This window comes from Ktedonobacter sp. SOSP1-85 (assembly GCF_016587415.1).
Classification (GTDB): Bacteria; Chloroflexota; Ktedonobacteria; order Ktedonobacterales; family Ktedonobacteraceae; genus Ktedonobacter.
Window position 1 is genome coordinate 247500 of the sequence record NZ_BNJI01000003.1, and the last position, 21333, is coordinate 268832.

Here is a 21333-nt window from a genome sequence, read left to right on the forward strand (position 1 = left end):
TGAAGTACCCCACGCCTCTGCGGCGGGGGCTTCGACAGTGGCCAGCGTCCTCCTCAGAGGATACCAGTCGCTGTGGGACGCTTCCCGCCCCGACCCACCTTCCTGCTGGGTTTGCCTTTCTTGCGATCAGGAATGGCTCCTTGCGTCTCATAGCGGCGCAGAATGTTTCGTGCGGCATTTTCATCGCGATCCAGCTCGGTCCCACACGTGGGGCAGGAATGCCATCGCACCGAGAGATCTTTGGGGACCAGAACTCCGCAGCCACTACATTTCTGGCTCGTCTGCTGGGGCGCCACCTTCACTACCAGGCCGCCAGCCTCTTCCGCTTTGCAGGCACACAGCGTGATGAAACGGCCCCAGGCCGCGTCAAGGATACTTTTGTTCAGGCCGCTCTTGGCAGCCGCTCCATTAGGTAGATAGTGCGTCACCGTCGCTGCTGTCGCGCCACCTTCGCTTTCCTCTGTCGTTGCAGGGGCCTCCTCCTTCTTGGGCTTGGGTCTTGCCGTCATATTGGGGATCTGCAATGCCTCAAACACCAGGGTCCCATACTGATTGACCAGGCGGCGAGACGCTTGGTGCAGGAAGTCCTGCCGACGGTGGCGCACCTTGCGATAGAGTCGTGTCAATTCCCGCTTGGCCCGGCTGCGTCGATGACTGCCTCGCTTGCGCCGAGAGAGCCTACGATGGGCCTCTTTGATCTGCTGCTCGGTGCAACGGTAGATGCGAGGGTTGGCGATCTGCTCCCCCGTGGAGAGCGTGGCATAGGAGGTGATGCCCACATCAACCCCCACCGCCTTGTTGGAGGGATGCATCAGCGTTGCGCTGCTGATGACCTGCTCCACGCTGAAGACGGCATACCAGCGATCTCCATCGCGTTTGATCGTGCAGACTTTGATGCTCCCTTTGATGGATCGATGCATCAGCATCTTGAGAGACCCAATCTTCGAAAGCTTCAATCGAGAGGTTTTCTTGCCCTTTTTGTCATGAGGGGTGAGGGCACCAATGAGTGTATAGCCACTCTGCGGATAGGTGAAGGAACGATAGCGGGCATTGGATTTGTACCGAGGATAGCCTGGGGTCTGATCCTCAGCGACACGACGAAAGAAAGCCTTCATGGCTTTGTCGAGGCGTCGGAGCACATCCTGCTGCACCTGGGAATGAATCTCCTGGTATTCGGGGCGTTCTTGCTTGACCTGAGGCAATTGGTCGGCCTGCATGCCATAGGAGACCGAGACGCCAGCCATTCTGTAGGCAGCAGTGCGTTCTTCGAGGCTGGCGTTGTAGAGTTCTTTGCAGCGACGAAGCGTCCACAGGAGAGTGCTTTCTTGTTTGCGAGTGGGATACAAGCGATAGACAAAGGCTTTGATCCGCACTGGCGCCTCGTCGGTGTGCGGTCTTGGTGGGTCATTCACGCCTTCCATGTGTCCCCTCCTCTTACGGCATTCCTGCTCATTTCAGTGCTGAGACATGTTTACAGACATAGAACAAGATTTCAAGAAGCAGTATACAGAAGCCTCGCTTTGTTGTCAAGCCTTCATTTTCCTCTGCTTCTCCTCCACCCAGGCTACTCCCAAAAGGAACGGCCCTTGTATCCCCATGGCTCAAGCCTGACACTTACACACAAGTTTTGGCGTGCTGAAAAGAAAAGCGTGAAAAAGCCAAGGAGGAAGGCTCATGGAACAAGAACCTTTGCAGCATGCCGACGAATGGGCCGCCCAGACCTTCGGAGCAGCAGAATTGGGGGATCCACGACGCACAGATCGTTTGCTCAAGGTCTCCAGCGCGTTGGCAACAACCCCATCGGGTTCCTTGCCTCATGCGTTGCAGACCTGGGGCGAAACGCAGGGGGCCTATCGCCTGCTGAATCTGGACGCCATCACCTATCAGGATATCCTGGCTCCCCACTGGAGCCAGGTCTACGGCGAGGCAACCCAACACTGGCGCACCCTGTTGCTGGCAGACACGACCGAGTTTGACTTTTCGACCCATCATGCACTCAAAGGACGAGGGCCGATGGGCAACAGCAAAAAAGATATTGGCTTCAGTTTACACACCGTGCTTGCAATGAATCCGCACAACCAGCAGATCTTAGGATGTATGACGCTCTCACCCTTCATTCGTCAGCTTGCTCCCGTTGGGGAAACCAAGGCGGAGCGCAAAAAGAGAGAGCGAGAATCCCACGTCTGGGAAGAGAGCGTGCGGCAGATCGGGCGAGTGCCTGAGCATCATCAATGGGTCTATGTAAGCGATAGCGGCAGCGATGTCTACACGTTTTGGCAGACGTGTGAGGATCTAGAGTATGATTTTGTGTTGCGAGTGGCCCAGGATCGTAACGTGGAGATTTCCCAAGGGGATGCGCAAGCAAGGCTCGACGAAGGGCATCTCAAGGCCCTGGCTCGTACCCTCCCTGGCGTAGATGCCCATCTGGTGCACATTCCTGCCCAGCATGCTCAGCCCAAGCGAGAAGCACTCTTACAGATGAATTTTCAAAAGGTGCGAGTCCAGCCACCTGTGAACGGAGCCTGTTTGCGCAAAACGGAGATTGTCGCCTGGGTCGTCCGGGTTTGGGAACCGTCCCCACCCGAAGGGCAAGAACCGTTAGAATGGATCGTGTTGACCACGCTGCCGATCACTTGCCCAAGCGAGGCATGGGAGGTGGTGCAATGGTATGGCTGGCGTTGGCTACTGGAGGACTTCCACAAGGCACTCAAAACTGGCTGTCGGATGGAGCAGCACAATCTGCAAAGCATGCAGGCCCAATGGAACCTGTTAGCCATCCTCACTCCCATTGCCTTGCGCCTGTTGCTGATACGACAAGCGGCACAGCAAGCCACCGAGATCCCTGCGGGGAATGTGGTTTCTCAAGAGGCTATCCAGGCCGTGATCTTGTTGGATCACCGTCACCGCAACATTGTGACGGCCGAGCACTTGTGGCGCGCGATTGCCCGTCTGGGAGGTTACCTCGACCGGAAGAGTGATGGACCACCAGGATGGCAGACCTTATGGAAAGGATGGATGCGGGTCATGGACGTCTTGGAGGGCGTTCATCTCGCCGCTCGTCTCCATCCTTCATGATTTGTGTGTAAGTGTCAGGGCTCAAGCCAGGGGTTTTACGGGCCGGTTCGATAAATGGTCCAGGCTAATTATTCAAGTGTTTGGTTACCAGCTACCTCCCTGAGTACAGGATGTGGGCCACGCAACATACACCCCACATCCTTTAGCATCGCCTATCACATATCCAAAGCCTGACGCACCATATGGTCACCTCCGCTTGCTTGCCATTTGTAGGGGTAGAGCGGCTTCGGTTCGGTAAGGTTATCAAGAGACTCTATTTCCTCTGTTGTAAGGGATAGGTTGGTCGCCGCCAGATTGTCAGCAAATTGCTCTGGCTTGCTGGCGCCGATAATGACCGAAGAGACATAGATTTTTGCCAGCAACCAAGCCAGGGCCACCTGGGCAGGAGTCGCTTCCCCATGAGAATCCGCGATGTCACGTAGTTTGTCGACAACAGTATAACCCTTCTCACGATCAATTGAGAGGAGAGAGAGATAGTCAAATGAGGCCAGCCGTCCATCGCTGACTTTGGGCTGCTCTCTCGTATACTTCCCACTCAGGAACCCGCCAGCGAGCGGACTCCAGACTAACAAGCCCAGGCCCTCATGGCGTAAGAATGGCGTCACTCCATACTCGATATCACGCCCTAAAAGCGAGTAGTACATCTGTGCGGAAACAAAGGGAGCATACTCGTGCTGGCGCTGTGTTGCCAGAAAGGTCGCGGCCTGCCAAGCACCGAGATTGGAATACCCCACATAGCGTACTAATCCGCGCTGTATCAGGTGATCTAGCGCACGAGCTGTCTCCTCAAAGGGCGTCAGAGGATCAGGAACGTGAAGTTGCAAAAGGTCGATATAGTCTGTCCCCAGGCGTTTGAGGCTGGCCTCTGTCGAGGCGATAACATGACGATATGACAGACCTGCATCTGTAAGTGCTGGACCGGTACGCGCCCCGAGTTTCGTAGCGATGATAACGTCGCTCCGCCGCGATCCAAGCGCACGACCAAGAAACTCTTCGGCGCGCCCCCCGCCATAATTGTTCGCGGTATCGAAGAGGTTAATACCAGCTTCGATGGCCTGAGAGACCATCCTGTTTGCGCGCTCTTGATTCACTGAATGCTCAAAGCCATGAGAAACTCCTTCGCCAAAGGTCATAGTCCCTAACGTGAGCCTGGATACGACCAACCCGGTCCTCCCCAAAGTCGTGTATTGCATTGCATTATCTCCTTTTTCTACCCTTTTGAACATTAATCACCGGTTGTTTACTGAGTAACAGTTGTCTATAATACTAGAGCCTGAAAGCTCGACAATCAATCAGCAATTTCGCGTTTTTGTCGGGTAGGGAACAAACAGAGAGACTTGTTGAGTTACATATGCGCCCAGATAAAGGAGGATAGACTATGGCTACCCCACCAAAGAGCATGGAACGACGTGTGCAGCGCACACATCAGCTATTACGACAGGCGGCCATTACTATCATGAAGGAAAAGGGCTTTATGGCGATGACCATTCAGAATATCGCTGACCAGGCCAATGTCAACCGAGGAACCTTTTACGCTCACTACCCCGACAAGTATGCCTTACTGGAAGAGCTTATCCATGACCAGTTTCAAGCGCTGTTGCAGCATAGCCTTCCACCAGAACCGCACTGGAACAAACAGACACTGCATCTCCTTGTTAAAGTCGTGCTAGAACACTTCGAGGACGAGTATGGTCAGTGCGATCCAGCCGAGGTTGTTGACCCACTCATTGAACGTGCTACCAAAGATGCATTAGCAAGCCTTCTCTTAACATGGTTAAAGCAAGAGAAGAATGCCGGGGCGCGCTGGCATGTTCCAGCTGAGACAATTGCCAGAGTCGTAAGCTGGACGATTTTGGGAGTGGCGGTTCACTGGTATCAGGAGGAAAACAGCCTCTCAGCGGAAAAAGTAGCCGATGATGTATTGCTAATCATAATGGAAGGTATAGCTCATCTGGCGCCTGATACAAAATTGGCGTAAAGGTGCCTCTAAAGCAAACGTCCAAAAATGCAGATGGCTCAGGCGTTACCTGTATCAAGCAAGTACATATGCGACTCAGCGCACCAACGTGTGAACATGCCCGGTTTCGCCCATTATCGCAAGCTTGCTTGCTGTCTCTGGCGAGGATGGCGTATAGGTTACCATGTGGAGTGGGGGAGTAATCGGCACTATAAACACGCTGCTTGAGAAGTGGAGATGGCCAACTTGCGGATGGTTCAAAATCTTCTCGTGATAAAGATCACAAGAGGCTTGCACATTATGCTTTGACCACAGTGTGCGGAACTCAGGGCTTTCCCGCTGTAAGTCTGCCAACAATTGTTCAAACCAGGCATCGCCAATGTACTGGTCATAGGCAGAACGCAAATGCATAACGGCATGCTGAGCCGCCTCTTCCCAATCGACAAAAAGTTGGCGCGTCGCGGGATTGGTGAACATGTTCCAGATTCTATTTCGCTCTCTCTCCCCAAGCACAGAGAAGTCGCCAAAGACGCGACAGGCGCCTTCATTCCAGGCCACCAGGTTAAAACGATGGTCAACCAGAATGGCGGGGGTTATGCCCAGGGCATCAAGTACGGCTTGAGTGCCGGGTGGCGGGGGGACAATTTCAGCCCGCTCGACCACGACGGGAACCATGCCACGCGCGAGGACAAAGAGATGCCGGCGCTCTTCACTCTCAAGTTGCAGCGTTTCAGCGAGTCGCTCAACAACCTGCTCAGAGACGGTGATATCTCGCCCTTGCTCCAGCCAGGTATACCAGGAGACTCCAACTCCAGCGATTTGGGCCACTTCATCGCGCCTGAGTCCCGGAGTTCTGCGCCTGCCAAACGTCGGTAGTCCAAGATGCTCTGGTTGCAAGCGCGCACGCCGTGTGCGTAGAAAATCGCCGAGTTCGGCCCGCCTCTTTGTATTGTCTCTCATATGGTTCACCCCTCTTATTCGTGACTTCTCGCCACTGCGTGGCTCGCATGATTAGTGATGTGGTGTATAGCTGGGCTGGCTCTGCCAGCCCAGCTATACACCACATCACCTTACTCTTTAAGAAACGATGCTGGTACTAGAGACAATATATCATGTTACTTTCACACATATGATAACTACGCTCCTGGTTCCAATCATTCCTCGGCTCTACAATGCTTAGTATCCAAAGGGATATTGGTCATTCGCTTCTTCCACGGATTCTTCAAGAAAGGAACTATATATGTCAAAAGTCTGGTTGATTACGGGGAGCTCACGCGGCCTGGGCCGCAGCCTCGCTGAGGCTGTGTTGGAACACGGGGACCAGCTGGTTGCCACCGCACGTAAGCCTGAGCAGCTCAGCAACCTGGCAGTAAAATATGGTAAGCAGGTGCGTACCATCGCTCTCGACGTCACCAATCCCAAGCAGGCTCGCGCAGCGGTCGCGACCGCCATTGAAGCCTTTGGGCGGCTCGATGTCGTGGTCAACAATGCCGGATATGCTAACGTGACAACAATTGAGGATGCCTCCGAAGAAGAGTGGCGCGCCCAACTTGAAGCCAATTTGTGGGGCGTAATCAATGTGACGCGAGCCGCACTCCCGGTCCTGCGCCAGCAGCGCTCTGGTCACTTTCTCCAGGTCTCCTCAATTGGAGGACGCACGACCGCAGCAGGCCTGGGTCCCTACCAGACCGCGAAATGGGCGGTCGAAGGCTTCTCCGAAGTCCTCTCGCGCGAGGTCAAACACCTTGGGATTAAGGTCACCCTGGTCGAGCCCGGCAGTTTTCGTACAGATTGGGGTGGTGCTTCCATGACCTTCATAGAGACGAGCGAGGATTATAAGAGTATCCTTGATCCAATGGTGGCCTATAGGGCGGGAATCGCTGGCAAAGAGCCTGGTGACCCGGACAAAGCTGCCCAGGCACTCATTACCACTGTGAATGAAGCTAACCCACCACTTCGTTTGCCCCTGGGAAGAGACGCCTTTAAGACAGCGCGCCTGGTCGACCAGGCTAAACTCGCTGAGACAGAGCGCTGGGAGCGCCTCATTACCTCGACCGACTACGACGACGTTGAGGGAGATCCTCTGGCGCATGGCATTGGATTACCACAATCGAGCCAGGAAAGCATAAAATAAAATCACCGAAAGCATTTCAACAGGCGAATACAGGCGAGCATCTACAAAAGATGCTCGCCTGTATTCGCCTGTTTACTGTATGCAGAATGCACAAGTCGCCATCCTGCCCTGAGACCAAAAAGGAAAAGGTCATCCTTTTGTGATACACTGCTAACTCCAACACCTTTAAAGAGCCTGCTAGCTTGCGATCATGCTGGTATTATTAGAGACTCCGCTGACAGTGAAAGGGCGTATATATGCGAGACATACATATTGTTGATAGCACAGAGAAGCTGGCTGCAGAAGCCGTAAAACACCTACAGGCATTGCTACGTTGCGAGACGGTGAATCCGCCCGGCAATGAGAGCACGGCTATCGAATATATTCGTTCCCAGTTTGAAGCAGAAGGAGTCGAGTACCACGTGCTCGAGGCCGCGCCTGGCCGGGTAAATATCTGGGCGCGGATACGTGGAAATGGCACAAAGCGCCCGTTGCTGCTGCTCTCGCATGTGGATGTGGTCCCTGTTGAGCGCGAGCACTGGTCTGTGGATCCCTTTGGGGGTATCATCCAGAATGGGTATATTTACGGGCGCGGGACCGTGGACACGAAGAGCCTGACGGCCAAGGAATTAACGCTCTTTTTGCACGCCACCCGCCAGGCCAAGGCTGGTGAGATGACACTCAGCCGCGACCTGATTTTCCTGGCCGTAGCAGATGAGGAGCAGGGCGGCACATACGGCATGGGCTGGATTGTCAAAAATGCGCCCGAGCTTATAGATGTCGAGTATGCCCTCAATGAAGGAGGTGGCTTTGCCGTCGAGGTTGGTGGCAAGCGCATCTATGTCTGCTCAACCGCTGAAAAAGGCAGTGCTCTTATTAACTTGCGAGCTACTGGCGACCCTGGCCATGGTTCTGTTCCCCATCAGCGAAACGCGATTTCGCGCCTGGCGAACGCGGTCCGCCGCGTCTCGCTGGCTCCGTTGCCACTGCATGTGACCGCAACGGCACGCGCCTTAATCGCCACCCTGGCCCAAACGCAGAAACAGCCACAGCAATCCCTTCTCCCCCTGGTACTCAATCCGCTGCTCTCTGAGTCACTGCTAGGAACACTAGATACCTACATAGCCGATGCCCTACGCGCCATGTTGCATAATACGGCTTCACCAACTCTCTTACAGGCCGGCTATGCCTCTAATGTTATTCCAGGTGAGGCCACGGCGACCCTCGATGGGCGCTTACTCCCGGGACAGACGCCAGAGATGTTTGTGGCAGAGCTACGGCGGAGGATCGCCGACCCCAATGTCGCGGTTGAGGTTGAGGGCGTCACCTTCAATGGGCATGAATGCGAGCAAGACACGGAGCTGTTCACAGCTATTCGTGATGCGCTCGGCATGCATGATCCAGAGGCTCTGGTCTCACCGTACCTGCTGCCAGCCATGACGGACTCACGCTTCCTGGTACCACGAGGGATCATCGCCTATGGCTTTGATCCAATGATGGCGGAGCCCGGCTGGCCCTCGCCACAGCAGATGGCGCATGGACATGACGAGCGTATCTCAGTCGCAAACGTCACCTTTGGCTTACGCGTGCTCCAGCGGGTCATCACACAGATCAGCGCCTAAAGAGAAATATCGCGATATCTCTCTATTGTGTAATAGTTATACTGCCCGCCGATGGAGGGTCATCTTAAGACCGTATTTGGGGCGCAGAGTGACGGCGGGCTGGAAGGCGACGTGTGCGCCGGGTGCGAGCCTGGCCTCCCAACGCTGAGCCAGGGTCGCGAGGAGCAGGATGCCCTCAGTCCAGGCGAAGGATTCGCCGATGCAGAGGCGCGGTCCTCCGCCAAAGGGGAAGTAGGCAAACTTGGGCCGCTCAGCCCTGGCCTCGGGCGTCCAGCGCTCGGGATCAAATCGCTCTGGCTCGGGATAGAAGCGCGGGTCATGCTGCACAACATACTGGCTAAGCACAACCTTGGAGCCCTTGGGGATGTAGATGCCGCGCAGGTTGACGTCCTCGATGGCGTTGCGGTCGATGGCCCAGATGGGGGGGCAGATACGCATCGATTCCATCAAGACCTGTTCTGTATAAGGCAGGCGAGGAAGGTCATCTATGCTTGCGGCCCGATCCGCCAGCACGCTATCCACTTCTTGCTGGAGTCTGGCGAGAAACTCGGGATGCTGCGCCAGGAGGTACCAGGTCCAGGCCAGGGCGTTGGAGGTCGTCTCGTGGCCTGCCAGGAAGAGCGTCATGACCTCGTCGCGCAACTGCTGATCTGTCATGACCGAGCCATCTTCGTCCTGTGCCAGGAGCAGCATGGAGAGCAGGTCTCCCTGGTCGTTCCCCTGCTTACGATGCTCGTCAATAATACGATAGACCACCGCATCAAGCTGCTCGCGAGCCTGCCGCAAGCGAGCGTTGATGGGAAGTGGCAGGCGCTCCACCAGCGCCCCAAGGGGCGACATGCTCAGTTTACGAAAGGCCTCCATCGAGGTCACCAGGGCCTGCTGTACGGTATCGGCCTCACGCGCCACGTCGGTATTAAATAGGGTCTTACCCACAATGATGAGGGTCAACTCCATCATTTCTTCCACCATATCCACGGTCGCGCCATCCCGCCAGTTCCGCGCCTGCTCCTGCGCGGCCTCAACCATAGCCTGGGTATAGCCAGCGATGCGCTTGCGGTGGAACGCGGGTTGCACCAGGCGCCGCTGTCGCTTGTGTAGAGGGTCCTCGCTGGTCACCAGGCCCTGGCCAAGCATACGCGCAAGCTGCATCACGCCATCGCCCTTGTAAAACTTCTCGTGCTGCACAACCAGGAGTTCGCGGACATCGTCGGGATGATTGAGGAAAAAGACCTTCTGGCCTCCCGCCTCCATAAAAAATACATCCCCATACTTGCGCGCCAGGCGCAATGGAATGCCGAGAGGATCGCTATTGATGATCAGAGAGAAACCTTCGCGCCTCGTCAAGCGCGGGACTGTGCGCTCTGTAGGCGCTTTAATAACGTCTTGTGCCATGGCTGTTACTCCTTTCTATCTTCAATCACATAGGCACCCGATTTATCGCGCGCCTATAATAGAGAGATGTCCCCACTCTGCCCTTGATAGAAGTCTCCGATCTCCTCCCCTTGGAAGAAGGCCAGCAACGCGCTATTAAAAACCCGTGGTTGGTCGAACATGCTAAAGTGATTGGAGCCTTCAAGGATCAACAGGCGCGAGCCAGTAAGGTTAGCATGGAGCTGCTGACCTAGCGAGAGCGGGACCAAGTCATCTTGGTCGCCCCAGACCAGGAGCGTTGGGGCTGCGACAGAAGAGATAACGGAGGCGGCATCCAGGGAGATAATCTGCTCAGCCGCGCGCTGCACCATGGCGCGCCCGGCGCGTAAATAGTCGTAGGCCATATAGGGCCAGAAAGCCGGGGTGGTCCGGTAAATAGAGCGCATGGCCATCGCCTCCAACTGGCTTACCATTGGTCCAAAGGGGATGCCAATAGAGTCAACCAGCACCAGGTGCTTGACCTTCTCCGGGCGCAGGGCCGCCAGTTCCATGCAGATATAGCCGCCCATGGAATGCCCAACCAGGCGCACCTCCTCCAGTCCAAGCTCCTTCATCCACATATCCAGCCACGCGGCACACCGCAACAAATCAAACTTCTTCGATAAATGCCGCATACTCCCAAAGCCTGGGAGATCCACGAGGTAGACACGATAATGCTGCGCCAGAGTAGGCACATTGCGCAGCCACCAGCGCCACGAGCCAGAGAGGCCATGCACCAGGACCAGCGGCTCGCCCTGGCCCACCACTGAGTAGTGCATCCGCTCTTCATCGAGCGTCATAACATGTCTTGCAAGCTTCAATGTCTCATACCTCCTTACCCTATTGATTTATACAAATAATCATTGAAAGATGGTGGCGAAGGCGGCAACGGCCAGGTCGCAGAGTTCGTCCAGGTCGATATCGCGCTGGTTGAGCCAGGAGATGCTGGTGGCCTCGACAAAGCCGACCCAACCATTGATGGCGATGCGCTGCCTGGGTGTCAGCGGGCGTTCGCTAATAATATTCTCCATAATGCGCTGGATGTAGGACTGGCGCACACTATCGGTAATGGCTGCGACCTTGACGTCGACGCCAACGCCACCTCTGAGCAGGGCCACATAGGCCTTGGCGTGCCGATCAACATAGCTAAAGTAGGCGTGTAGGCTGCTACGTAGGCGCTGCGCTGGCTCCAGATCAAGATCAGGCTCCGTCTCTTGCAGCATCCCCTGCGCCGCGTGCTCTACGACCGCTACGTAAAAGTCATGCTTGGTAGGAAAGTAGTAGTAGAGCAGCCCCTTCGAGATATCAGCGGCGGCCGCGATATCATCGATGGAGATCTCTTCATATGATCGATGTCCAAATAGGTCTAGCCCAATCTCAATCAGACGCTGACGTCGTGGAACTCTCTTTGGCACCAGGCTGATTCCCTTCATGTTCTTTTCTCAATCCCCTTCTTTTACACGCATTTGTAATCTCTCTGATCGAATTTGCGTGTCTTGAGATGGAACACGAAGGAGAAATCGGGCCAGAGAGTGGAGTTCTGTTCCTGGGCATCCAGGTATCAGGCAGAGCTTTCTTCGTCACGAGCATAACATAAGTTTGAACTAAATTCAATTCTGAATTTTATTCAAATTTAACAAAGAAAAATAATGTACTTTTAAGCCTATGGTGTGCTATGCTAAAAAAGCGCTCATCAAGATTTCTATGCAGCCAGGGGATTAAGAAGATATGCACCAGAACGCGAAAAACACCAGGGTGGACCGCCGCGCAGAACTACTTAAAGTCTCGCGCGAGATCATGGCGGAGAAGGGCTATGAAGCGACAAAAATCTCGGAGATCGTGGCGAGGGCGGGCGTGGCTCAGGGAACCTTTTACTGGTATTTCCCATCCAAGGCCTCGATTGTCAAGACCCTCACAATCGAGATGCAGAGCGAGGTCCAGACCGCGCTGACCAGCGCCTTCGCCGAGCCTGGACTATTGAAACAGAAGATCGAGAAAAGCATTACAGACACCTTCAACATCCTAAGTGTCTATCGCGATGTCCTTGCCCTGGCGCGCCTCGTGGAGTCCGCCTCGGAACACGAGTTTGTCTTCTCGCCCTATCATCGCCTGATCTCGGACCTGCTACGCTACGAGCAGTCCCAGGGCACCATCAATTCAGGCATTGATCCCACAATCACGGCCACCCTCATTGTAGGCACGGTCTACTATGCTGCTGTGCAATGCTACATCTACAACGTGCCCATCCCCACTGAGCACTACATCGAGGAGACCGCCCGCTTCGTCTGCCACGCCCTCGGGATTGGGTGAGGAAGAGAAGGGGTTGTGGCGGGTCATATTTTCGCCTATATTTACTTGACATTCTTTAGCACACAAAGCCATACTTTAAAGATAATCAATACAGAAAAGAAATGAGGAGTGTCATGATTAAAGGAATAGGCCATATTGCCTTCAATATTAGTAACCTGGAACGCTCACTGGACTTCTATTGCCATAAGCTGGGCCTACGCGAGGCCTTCCGCCTGGACCGCGAGGGGACACCCTCGCCCTGGATCGTCTACCTCCAGATCGCCCCTGGGCACTTTATTGAACTCTTTCCGGGTGCGACTGGCGAGAACAAGTCCTCCCAGGTTGGTTACAACCATTTCTGCCTCCTTGTTGAGGATATGGCAACAACACTCAAAGAGCTGGAGGCTCGCGGCCTTCCCATCAGCGGCGAGCCGACCCGTGGCATGGACAATAACTGGCAGTACTGGCTGACCGATCCCGATGGCAACCGCATCGAGCTCATGCAGATCGCCCCAGACTCGCCCCACGCCGCCGCCGACAACAGCTGGACAACATCTGCTCACTCTTAATCATATTTTGTAGGGTCCATGCAAGCATGGACTCATGCTCGCAGATCAATCGTATCTCCAGCGCGCTCAGTCCATGCTTGCATGGACCCTACAATCTTACAAAAGCTTATTGATGTCGCTTTATTGCCTGGCTCATTATGCTGAAAGCAAGATATCTTTTACTTTAGTAAAGAGAGCTTTCAACTAATGCAAGCACAGTATTTAAAGGGCAGCAAGGTCCTTACCGTGGTTATATTCCTGTCCATTCTTGGGCTACTCGCTCTACTCTGTCTCTCGCACTTCTTTATCCTCTCACGGGCCATTAGCACGGTTCAGCCGACCCTTCCCAAAGTCGTCGCGCATAGGGCAGGCAATTACAAGCAGATAAGCTCAATTGCGCTCCCCAATGCATCTTCGCTGGTCTTTGATGGGGCCTATCTCGACGAGGCCGAGTCGCGCTATTATCTCGCCGACCGCGACAATAAGAGCATCGATGTGCTCGATCTAAAGACGAATACCTTTCTCTACAGTATTCCGGGTCCCTTCACAGGCGAGGAGCATAATAAGAATGGCCCCAACCATGTGCTTCGCGTGGCTCCAGACCTGTTGGCGGCCTCCAATGGTGATGGCACAGTGGTTTTCCTCAGCACACAGACGAAGCAGGTCGTGGGTATTACACCCAAATTGGGTGAGCTACGCGCGGATGCGATGGCTTTCGACGAGGACGATCACCTGCTGGCGGTGGTCAATGGCAATGACGAGATTCCCGTGGTCTCCTTCATCGATACCAGTAAGGTGAGCCAGAAGGAGTTTCCCATGACACGCCTGACCTTTCCTGAGGCCGCAACCACAGATGATACACGCGGCCTGGATGATATCGAGTTCGCGGATGGGCGCTTCTTTCTCTCAGTCACGGGAGCTTCGACGCATCCCTATGGCGCAGTCTACGTGCTACAACATGATACGTCAACGAAGAAGACCACGCGTCGACGCGAGTATTCACTTCCCTATGTCTGTAATCCCAATGGCCTGGCGATGGGCGCTCATGCGCAGCTTGGGCTGGCTTGTAGCACAGGCAACTCTCAGATCCTGGATCTAAAGACCGGGAAGACCGTCCTGGTTCCCAATACTGATAGCGGTGATTTCGTCGCCTACACCCATGAACATTTCTTCTTCGCCAATAGCAATGAGTTAAGCACAGACTCGGCCACGCTGGCCATTACCAAAGCGGATGGGCAGTTGATACAGCAGATCGCGCTCACAGATAAATCGCATACCGTGACCGCCAGTCCTACGACAGGCAAGATCTATGTACCTCAGCAGGGACTGGGCATCGTGATCTACGGGCAGTAGTAGTACCGAAGCCTGATAGAGAGTGGGAAGACGCGATGTCGTCCCTGTTTCGTCCCTGTTTATACAACCCGTTGGCCATTAGCAAAAAATTATTTTGCTGCTGACATACCGTTGTCACGCTCATTGGTTATACTCCTTGTAAGAAGAGAAATCGCAGATGTTGGCTAATACATCGCATATAGCTTTGAAGGAAAGGTATACTCATGGGCAAACTACTCGGACCAGACTTTCTCAACTTACAGGTTCGCGACCTCGCAATCTCACGCACATTCTATCTTGAGCTCCTGGGCCTAACCGAAGATACGAACTTCACCGCACCTGGTGTGGTCCTCTTCGAATCCAGCACTATCCCCTTCGCCATAAGCCAGGCAACGGCAAACCTGGACGAAACGCCTCAGCCCGGACTGGGAATTGCTCTCTGGATTGACTGCGACAACGTTGATGAGCTTTGGGGCAGGCTACACGCGGAGGGCACCACCATTATCAAGCCGCCCTTCGATGGTCCCTTTGGGCGCACCTTCGTCTTCGCCGATCCCGATGGTTACCGCATTACAGCTAACCAGAATCCCTGGGACCGCTTTCCCCTGGGCGGCAAACGTCAGGGGTAGGCTGTATGAGCGAGGCTTGCCAGAAGCAAGCCTCGCTCATACAGCACGGACTATGTTATATTAAAAACACTTCTATGCAAAAGATGCCTCAAGAGGAAAGATAATGACATCGCACCATATAAACGAACTGGAACACGCCCTCGAACAGCTAAACCTCCCAGAAGGTATAGCGATTCGGGCCTGGCAGGAGCAGGATTTTGCGGACATTCAACGCCTCTCTGAGACCGAGGGATGGCCAACACCAAACCGGCGACCAGAGGACGCGCTGGCAGGCTGGCACAACTCCTGGCCCACGCTCGTCGCCGAAACGGACGGCGAGGTAATCGGCTTCGTGCGCGCCTGGAGCGATAAGCACATCTCAACCTATATTTTCGAACTCCTCATCGCGGAGCAGTGGCGTGGTCGCGGTGTGGGAAGCAGCCTGCTGGACGCGTGCCACGCCCTCTACCCACGCGCGCGCCTGGAGGTCTCCTCCACCGAGCACTCCGCCAGCTTCTACCGCCGCTACGGCTTCCGTGACCTCGGTCTGACACACCGCAAAAGCTATGTATAAAGCAGCGAAGCTCAACGTTGGGCGGACATAAACGCCAGGACGTGCCACTCTTTCTGCGAGGGGGTGGGGGCGTAGTAGCCGCGTACGCCAGTAGCGGGCCCGCTACTGGCGTACGCGGCTACTGTTAATACTCCTGATCTCCCTTATCAATGTAGATCGTAGTGGGGATAGACAAACTACCCAGTGATTGCGCCATCACGGGACCAACCTCCTCCCAGGAAAGACCACCCTTGCCGCAGCCAAGTTTAGGGAAGGCAATGCTCTCAATACCCTGATGTTGATAATTGGCTATAAGATAATCGAGACCTTGCTGGATATAGATGAGGCGCGAGGGCTGGCGATAGTGATCCTTGGTGGGAAAGTTCAAGATCCAGGGCTGGCTCTCAGTGTAGAGTCGCGGCTGGCCAATCTTCAGCTCTCCACTCTCGCATTGCTGCTGATAAGCCCGGAACATCTTAGAGTAGCGCTGCTTGAAAAGCAACGCCAGCCCCGCCCCCATGATACCCCCGCAGTTGACGGGATTGACAATGACCTGCTCTCTCGCCCGAAATAGATCGCCATCGACGATATACTGTATAGGTTGTGCCATTCTACCGTCTCATTCCTTCCCAAGAGATCCAACAAGCTTGTCCAGAGAACAGTTAACTCATATATAGTTGCTCATTTTATGGACATGTATTGCAATGCCTACAAAACTCGCTTTAACCTACGTCCGTTGACGTCTCTGAGCGTGCCCAAAGACCCAACTGGACGGGAGGTTCCACTACGAGGAACCTACATTTCTGCTTCCACTGCTCGTGTCTTCTCATGAGCAATGCTTTGACTTCCTGCCGGTTCTGGCAGGCACGTAATTCCTTGTCATTCAGACGCGAGGCAAGGTTCCTAGAGGCATTTATATCAGCATGTGCTGTGTGACCACACACCCGACAGCAGAACGTCTGCTGATTGGGCCTATTTTTGCGGTCCACGAAGTGGCACACAGAACATTCCTGTGAAGAGTACGCGCTCTTGACCTTGGTTGCGGCAACGCCTCGTTTGGTGGCATTCCAGGCAATCTGATGGGGAACATGGCCTAAGTTGGATGCCCGCATGTAGGCGTTCATGGCGCGTGCTTTGTGACGCATGGAAGCAACAGAAAGCTGCTCATAGGCAAACCGGCAGCCTTCGTGTTCCACAAAGCAGAGATTCACTGCTCGATTGATCTCTTGTCGCACATGACGAATCAGGCGTTGACCCGTCGCGCTTGACGTCGAAGGCAGTTTCTCCTTTGGCACCCCCTTCTTTTCCAGGCATTTTCTGAGTTTGGCTTTGCGGCGGCGTTTCTCTCGATCTCGCTTGTGCCGTTCGCGCAATTTGCCATTGAAGGTGCCATAGTGCCGGCCATCAGAGGTCGTAAGAAAGTTCGCAATGCCTACATCAATGCCAACCACGGGCCCATCGGGAGGCGTCTAAATCATGACCATCTCATCATACGAGAGGGTGAGCCACCAGGTTCCATCTCGTTTATTGAGCACCACACTCCCGTTGATTGGGCGGCACTTGCCTGTTTTTGGATCGGTGAGGGTCTCAAGGTGGTAGTCAGCCAACTTGACGGGAACCAACAGTGGCTTCCGAAATGCAAGCGTGCTTATCGTAAGCCAATAATCAAACGTTGAGTCCTGCGCGACTTCGAGCTTGACCACATTCGCATTGGCTTGAATGCAGGTTTGCTCAAGGATCGGGACATTCCACTCACGCCAGTGAGGTTCCTTCGCTTCTGCTTGAAGGGTGCCCTCAGCTTCCTGCTCCTGGTATTCTGCCAGCGCATCAAGGTAATCGTGATAGGCATTGGCTCGATTGCTGCGCCACGATTTGGCGATGCCTGCTGCTTGTTGCATGGCAACACGTTGCCACCGTTCAGAGAGCTGGGTCGGGAAGCAAGGAGCGCGAAAGCTATCGGGAAACTCGTTCGTACAGAAGAGCGTGACATACTGCTGACACAGCGCAAGATAGACCTGCCCAAGGTGGTCGAGCGCGCTGAGCTTGCTCGCATTGGTGGCTTGCAAGGGGATATGCGTGACCGCTTTGGTGACGCGCTGCGGCTCACCTTGTTTTGCTCGCTTCTTGCGCCTCTTCATGGCTTCCCTGTTCCAATACCTGAACAATTTTCTCGGTTTTCTGTTTCGCTCGACGTTGACCGTACAATCTGGCACAGAAGGAGTAGACGATGCTAGTCAGATCAGCAAGCACGTCTTCGGTGGTGTTCTCTGCCTGATTGACCACCTCGATCTCTCGCCCGTAGGTACGCAGCAACGTCTCGATGTAGCGAAAGCCAAAGCGTGTGGCTCGATCTTTGTGTTCAACGACAATGCGGCCTATGGATGGATCAGCCAGGAGCGCCAGAAACTTTGGTCGATGATCATTGACACCGGAGCCAATTTCTTTGACCACCTTGCTGACATGATAGCCACGGATCGTACAGTAGGCGACCAGCCGCTCTGCCTGGCTGTCCAGGTTCGTTTTGTTTTCTGAGGAAGACACCCGCGTGTACACCGCGACGTTAGAAGAGGCAGGTCTCTCTCTCTCTCTCTGGCAATGCTTCTGTCACCAGAATAGTACCGGTATCCATTTGTTGGCCCTGGATTTTGCCTGCTTTGTACCATCTCCAAGCGGTACGATAGCTGATGCCCTGGCGCCTCGCGTACTCGATCAATTTCATACTGCTATTTTAGCATACATGACATTGTTTGTCTATAGCTGTCTATTAATCGAGCGAACGTTTTCAATACATTACCTGCGTCAAGCCACCCAATAAATTATGTAAGGTCATCTGACTAAAAAATAGGGATTTCTCCTAATAGACAGGAGCGAGCGGCTCTTCTACACTATATGGTGCATTCGGCATGTTTTTTCTACGCCGATGATGCATAATACTTTCCATTCAGTTGGCAAGATAGCAAGAGTAGATCGGTGAAAGGCAGCTACATTTTATGCGCAAGCGCTTGATTATAAGCAGTCTGGGTGTGCTGGCAGCGCTCCTGCTGGCACTTATTCCCCTGTCTTCGGCCTCGGCACACGAGGTACGCCATGTGGGCAACTACACCTTCATCGTGGGCTTTCTCAACGAGCCAGCCTATGCGAATACCCAGAACGCAATCTCGCTAACCCTCTGTAATGGCAAGACTTGCCAAATCGCGGGTGGCGGCGATGACGGCCCCGTCTCCAATCCGCTTAATGATGCGGATAAGAGCTTGAAGGCCGAGGTAAGTACAGGTGGCTCCGCCCCCCTGGCCCTTACCCTGACACCGGTCGATGGCGCGCCCGGCAAGTATACCGCCGATTTCATTCCGACCAAGACCGGCGATTACACTTTCCATTTCACCGGGACCCTCAATGGACAGAAGATCGATGAGAAGTTCACCAGCGGCCCCAATACTTTCAGCGAGGTGGAGCATATCGCTTCCTATCCCGCCAGCCAGGACACAACATCCCAGCAAGGCAATAACGATCTGCAAGCTCAGATTCAGGGCGCGAAGAATACTGGCGTCCTCGTTGGCTCACTGGGCGCTCTGATAGGAATCATTGGATTGGGAACAGCGGTCGTCGCGCTGCGTCGCCGTCCCGCCGCTAACACCGGATCAGACGAAAGCCTGCGCGGGTAAAACTGTCGCTTCCTGGCTGTTGGCCCGACGCTGCTGAAGCACGCGTCTACATATAAAGGACCTTTATATGTAGACGCGTGCTTCAGCAGCGTCGAGCTGTGCTCTTTTTGAAATCTCTTAGTATATGGCCGATCTAAGCGTGCTTTTGTCGCATTCACGTGCGTTACTCTATTTAGCTGGCATCTCTTACTACCAAACAATACAAAATCCTGAATCAGCTAATTTCGGAGTATGATCACTATGAAAAAAGCTTTGCCTTTGCATCTTCTATTCGGTCTCGCTCTCTCCCTGCTTATCCTGCTGCTGGTCGCCTGTGGAGAGAACAATAGTATCTCAGCCACGGCCACACCAACACCAACACTGGTCCCCACAAGTGCTACAATCAGCCTAACCCCTACACCAACCACTAACAGCGCGCCCACGCCGACCCCAACGCCTCAGGGTAAGGCGCTGGCCGATGGTGGTACACAGAATTATCACAACAGCTATTTCGCCTTCAATTATCCCGCCAACTGGAACAAAACACAGGAGAGCGACGCCACTGTGCTGCTCACGGCCACCAACAACCAGGAAACGACGATTGACGCGGAGAAGCTTGCGGGAATGCCCATCAGCGACTCATTGAAAAATAGTCTGCAAGAGGATACACTGGTTAAACAGGCGGCCAGCCCTGGCGCCATCAAGCAGCAGACGTTCAATAACATCTCCTGGTGGACGACGCGCGTTCAGGTCTCCAGGGATGGCAAGGTACTCTACTACGATATCGCCTATGGGCAGGACCAGGCCAGCCTCTATAAACTTGTGGTATGCGAGGGCTCAGGCGGGTATGATGGCCTCTTCGATACGGTGCTCGACTCCTTCCAGCCCAACGCATAGCCAGGGTATTTCTTATTGCAATCAAAAGAAAGCTTTAGCATGCAAAACGCTGTATCCGTACCCTCCTCTCGGCGCTTCTCGATCTGGTTATCTTTCTTTGGTTTTATGCTTGTGGGCATCAGTAGCGGTGTAAGCGGTCCCATCCTGCCCAGCCTGGGCGCGTACTATCATGTGGGAGACGCCACGATTGGCCTGCTCTTGCTCGTCTCGCCATTCGCCTATTTCCTCTCGTCCTTAAGTAGTGGCCTGCTCATTGAGAAGTTTGGGCTGCGCTGGCTCTTGCTCATGGGGACAGCCATCTTTATCCTCGGTTTCGCAGGCTTTGGCCTGCGCCTGCCCTTTCTCTGGCTCTTCGCGGCTCGCCTCTGCATTGGCCTGGGCGCGGGCATCATCGAAACAGGCTTTAATATCTATATCAGTACACAGCCCAGGCAGGAGACGCTCCTGAACAACCTGCACGCTTTTTTTGGCGTGGGATCACTACTTGGTCCCCTGCTCGTCAGCGCGCTCCTGACGCTCCTCTGGGACTGGAATATCGCGTATCTCTTCCTCGTCGTACTCTGCCTGCCCCTCGCGCTCGGCCTGGGTCCACTCTTTAGCGTGCCTGCGAACATTCAGGATACTCAGAGAGACGAGCCAGCCAGGAAAGAGGGCATTTTTGGCGCGACGCTCAAACTCCCTGTGGTCTGGATCGCGACACTCTTCCTGCTCGTCTATGTCGGTGTGGAGACCTGCGCGGGCAGCTGGGGCTACACCTTCCTGCTCAATGAGCGCGCTCAGAGTCCGCTTATCGCGGGCTGGATCGTGAGTGGCTACTGGCTGGGTTTGACGCTAGGACGCTTCTTCTTACAGCGCCAGGCCGAACGCATGGGGATTAGCTCAACCGTTCTTGTTTATATCTGCCTGATCTGTATCGTGCTCAGCGCGCTCCTGGCCTGGCTTGTGCCCTCGGGCATTAGCGCGGCTCTGGCCTTCTGCCTTATGGGGCTGGGTGTGGCACCGCTCTATCCTCTCACGGTTGCCATCATGCCCAAGTTGGTTCCCGCCCATCTGGCGGCAAGCGCGATCAGCCTCCTGATTAGCGTCAGCATTATCGGCCTGGGCGTCTTCCCCTGGCTAGCTGGCCTGCTGGCCCAGGCTGTGGGTATCTGGACGCTCATGCCCTTTATCATCCTTCTGACTCTGGCGATGATTATCCTCTGGCGCGTTTTGGCGAGACATATAGCTTCGCTCGCATAACAAGCCCGCTACAGGCGTATGCGGCTACTCTAGGTCAGTAGCCGCG

21 protein-coding genes and 1 pseudogene are annotated in these 21333 nt (G+C 54.5%); 12 read left to right on the forward strand and 10 right to left on the reverse strand.

Going from position 1 to position 21333, the window contains the following annotated elements:
• Positions 1-53: 53 nt before the first annotated feature.
• The gene (locus KTE_RS39110; RefSeq protein ID WP_236600931.1) at positions 54-1421 is read right to left on the reverse strand and encodes a transposase; all 1368 of its coding nucleotides are present in this window, start codon (positions 1419-1421) and stop codon (positions 54-56) included.
• A 253-nt stretch (positions 1422-1674) separates the two neighbouring features.
• Between KTE_RS39110 and KTE_RS39115 the strand changes: the two genes are divergently transcribed.
• Positions 1675-3075, forward strand: a complete 1401-nt coding sequence (locus tag KTE_RS39115) for an IS4 family transposase (protein WP_201391525.1) — start codon at positions 1675-1677, stop codon at positions 3073-3075.
• A gap of 155 nt (positions 3076-3230) precedes the next feature.
• On the opposite strand, the gene KTE_RS39120 is transcribed toward KTE_RS39115, so the two are convergent.
• Positions 3231-4268, reverse strand: a complete 1038-nt coding sequence (locus KTE_RS39120) for an aldo/keto reductase (protein WP_201391527.1) — start codon at positions 4266-4268, stop codon at positions 3231-3233.
• Between the two features lie 185 nt (positions 4269-4453).
• Between KTE_RS39120 and KTE_RS39125 the strand changes: the two genes are divergently transcribed.
• Positions 4454-5053 carry a TetR/AcrR family transcriptional regulator gene (locus KTE_RS39125; RefSeq protein WP_201391528.1) on the forward strand — a complete coding sequence of 200 codons (600 nt, stop codon included), beginning with the start codon at positions 4454-4456 and terminating at the stop codon, positions 5051-5053.
• Between the two features lie 75 nt (positions 5054-5128).
• Here KTE_RS39125 and KTE_RS39130 read toward each other — a convergent pair whose 3' ends face one another.
• Positions 5129-5992, reverse strand: coding sequence for a helix-turn-helix transcriptional regulator (locus tag KTE_RS39130; RefSeq protein WP_201391530.1), 864 nt, complete (start codon positions 5990-5992; stop codon positions 5129-5131).
• Positions 5993-6272: 280 nt separating this feature from the next.
• Between KTE_RS39130 and KTE_RS39135 the strand changes: the two genes are divergently transcribed.
• The gene (locus KTE_RS39135) at positions 6273-7166 is read left to right on the forward strand and encodes an oxidoreductase (RefSeq protein ID WP_201391532.1); all 894 of its coding nucleotides are present in this window, start codon (positions 6273-6275) and stop codon (positions 7164-7166) included.
• Positions 7167-7402: 236 nt separating this feature from the next.
• The gene (locus KTE_RS39140; protein ID WP_201391534.1) at positions 7403-8767 is read left to right on the forward strand and encodes a M20/M25/M40 family metallo-hydrolase; all 1365 of its coding nucleotides are present in this window, start codon (positions 7403-7405) and stop codon (positions 8765-8767) included.
• 36 nt (positions 8768-8803) lie between these two features.
• Here KTE_RS39140 and KTE_RS39145 read toward each other — a convergent pair whose 3' ends face one another.
• The 3 genes from KTE_RS39145 to KTE_RS39155 are packed head-to-tail and all read right to left on the reverse strand — an operon-like array spanning position 8804 to position 11595.
• Entirely contained in the window at positions 8804-10162 is a 1359-nt protein-coding gene (locus KTE_RS39145) for a cytochrome P450 (RefSeq protein ID WP_201391536.1), read from the reverse strand.
• A gap of 53 nt (positions 10163-10215) precedes the next feature.
• The gene (locus KTE_RS39150) at positions 10216-11001 is read right to left on the reverse strand and encodes an alpha/beta fold hydrolase (RefSeq protein ID WP_201391538.1); all 786 of its coding nucleotides are present in this window, start codon (positions 10999-11001) and stop codon (positions 10216-10218) included.
• Positions 11002-11040: 39 nt separating this feature from the next.
• Positions 11041-11595, reverse strand: coding sequence for a TetR/AcrR family transcriptional regulator (locus tag KTE_RS39155; protein ID WP_201391540.1), 555 nt, complete (start codon positions 11593-11595; stop codon positions 11041-11043).
• A 313-nt stretch (positions 11596-11908) separates the two neighbouring features.
• Between KTE_RS39155 and KTE_RS39160 the strand changes: the two genes are divergently transcribed.
• From KTE_RS39160 to KTE_RS39180, 5 genes are all read left to right on the forward strand, one after another.
• Complete coding sequence (locus KTE_RS39160; RefSeq protein ID WP_201391542.1) at positions 11909-12490, forward strand: TetR/AcrR family transcriptional regulator; 582 nt, start codon at positions 11909-11911, stop codon at positions 12488-12490.
• Positions 12491-12603: 113 nt separating this feature from the next.
• Positions 12604-13038: a VOC family protein gene (locus tag KTE_RS39165; protein ID WP_201391544.1), complete on the forward strand. Its 435-nt coding sequence runs from the start codon at positions 12604-12606 to the stop codon at positions 13036-13038.
• 186 nt (positions 13039-13224) lie between these two features.
• The gene (locus KTE_RS39170; protein ID WP_201391546.1) at positions 13225-14370 is read left to right on the forward strand and encodes a YncE family protein; all 1146 of its coding nucleotides are present in this window, start codon (positions 13225-13227) and stop codon (positions 14368-14370) included.
• Between the two features lie 203 nt (positions 14371-14573).
• On the forward strand, positions 14574-14978 hold the full coding sequence (locus KTE_RS39175) for a VOC family protein (RefSeq protein ID WP_201391548.1): 405 nt from the start codon (positions 14574-14576) through the stop codon (positions 14976-14978).
• A 103-nt stretch (positions 14979-15081) separates the two neighbouring features.
• A complete protein-coding gene (locus KTE_RS39180) occupies positions 15082-15531 on the forward strand; it encodes a GNAT family N-acetyltransferase (RefSeq protein WP_201391550.1) in 450 nt (149 codons plus the stop codon).
• Between the two features lie 124 nt (positions 15532-15655).
• Here the strand turns inward: KTE_RS39180 and KTE_RS39185 are convergent, their stop codons facing one another.
• The 4 genes and pseudogenes from KTE_RS39185 to KTE_RS39195 all read right to left on the reverse strand — a co-directional run bounded on the left by KTE_RS39185 (position 15656) and on the right by KTE_RS39195 (position 18229).
• Entirely contained in the window at positions 15656-16120 is a 465-nt protein-coding gene (locus tag KTE_RS39185; protein ID WP_201391552.1) for a macro domain-containing protein, read from the reverse strand.
• A gap of 112 nt (positions 16121-16232) precedes the next feature.
• Positions 16233-16961 carry a transposase gene (locus KTE_RS48385; RefSeq protein ID WP_236600932.1) on the reverse strand — a complete coding sequence of 243 codons (729 nt, stop codon included), beginning with the start codon at positions 16959-16961 and terminating at the stop codon, positions 16233-16235.
• Between the two features lie 18 nt (positions 16962-16979).
• Entirely contained in the window at positions 16980-17648 is a 669-nt protein-coding gene (locus tag KTE_RS48390) for a hypothetical protein (RefSeq protein WP_236600933.1), read from the reverse strand.
• Positions 17614-18229, reverse strand: a pseudogene (locus KTE_RS39195) (IS607 family transposase). Before KTE_RS39195 ends, KTE_RS48390 begins: the two are co-directional and overlap by 35 nt.
• A 271-nt stretch (positions 18230-18500) precedes the next feature.
• Between KTE_RS39195 and KTE_RS39200 the strand changes: the two are divergent.
• From KTE_RS39200 to KTE_RS39210, 3 genes are all read left to right on the forward strand, one after another.
• Entirely contained in the window at positions 18501-19172 is a 672-nt protein-coding gene (locus tag KTE_RS39200) for a hypothetical protein (protein WP_201391555.1), read from the forward strand.
• A gap of 258 nt (positions 19173-19430) precedes the next feature.
• On the forward strand, positions 19431-20048 hold the full coding sequence (locus tag KTE_RS39205) for a hypothetical protein (protein WP_201391557.1): 618 nt from the start codon (positions 19431-19433) through the stop codon (positions 20046-20048).
• A 39-nt stretch (positions 20049-20087) separates the two neighbouring features.
• Positions 20088-21287, forward strand: a complete 1200-nt coding sequence (locus tag KTE_RS39210) for a sugar MFS transporter (protein WP_201391559.1) — start codon at positions 20088-20090, stop codon at positions 21285-21287.
• The last annotated feature ends 46 nt before the right edge of the window (positions 21288-21333 follow it).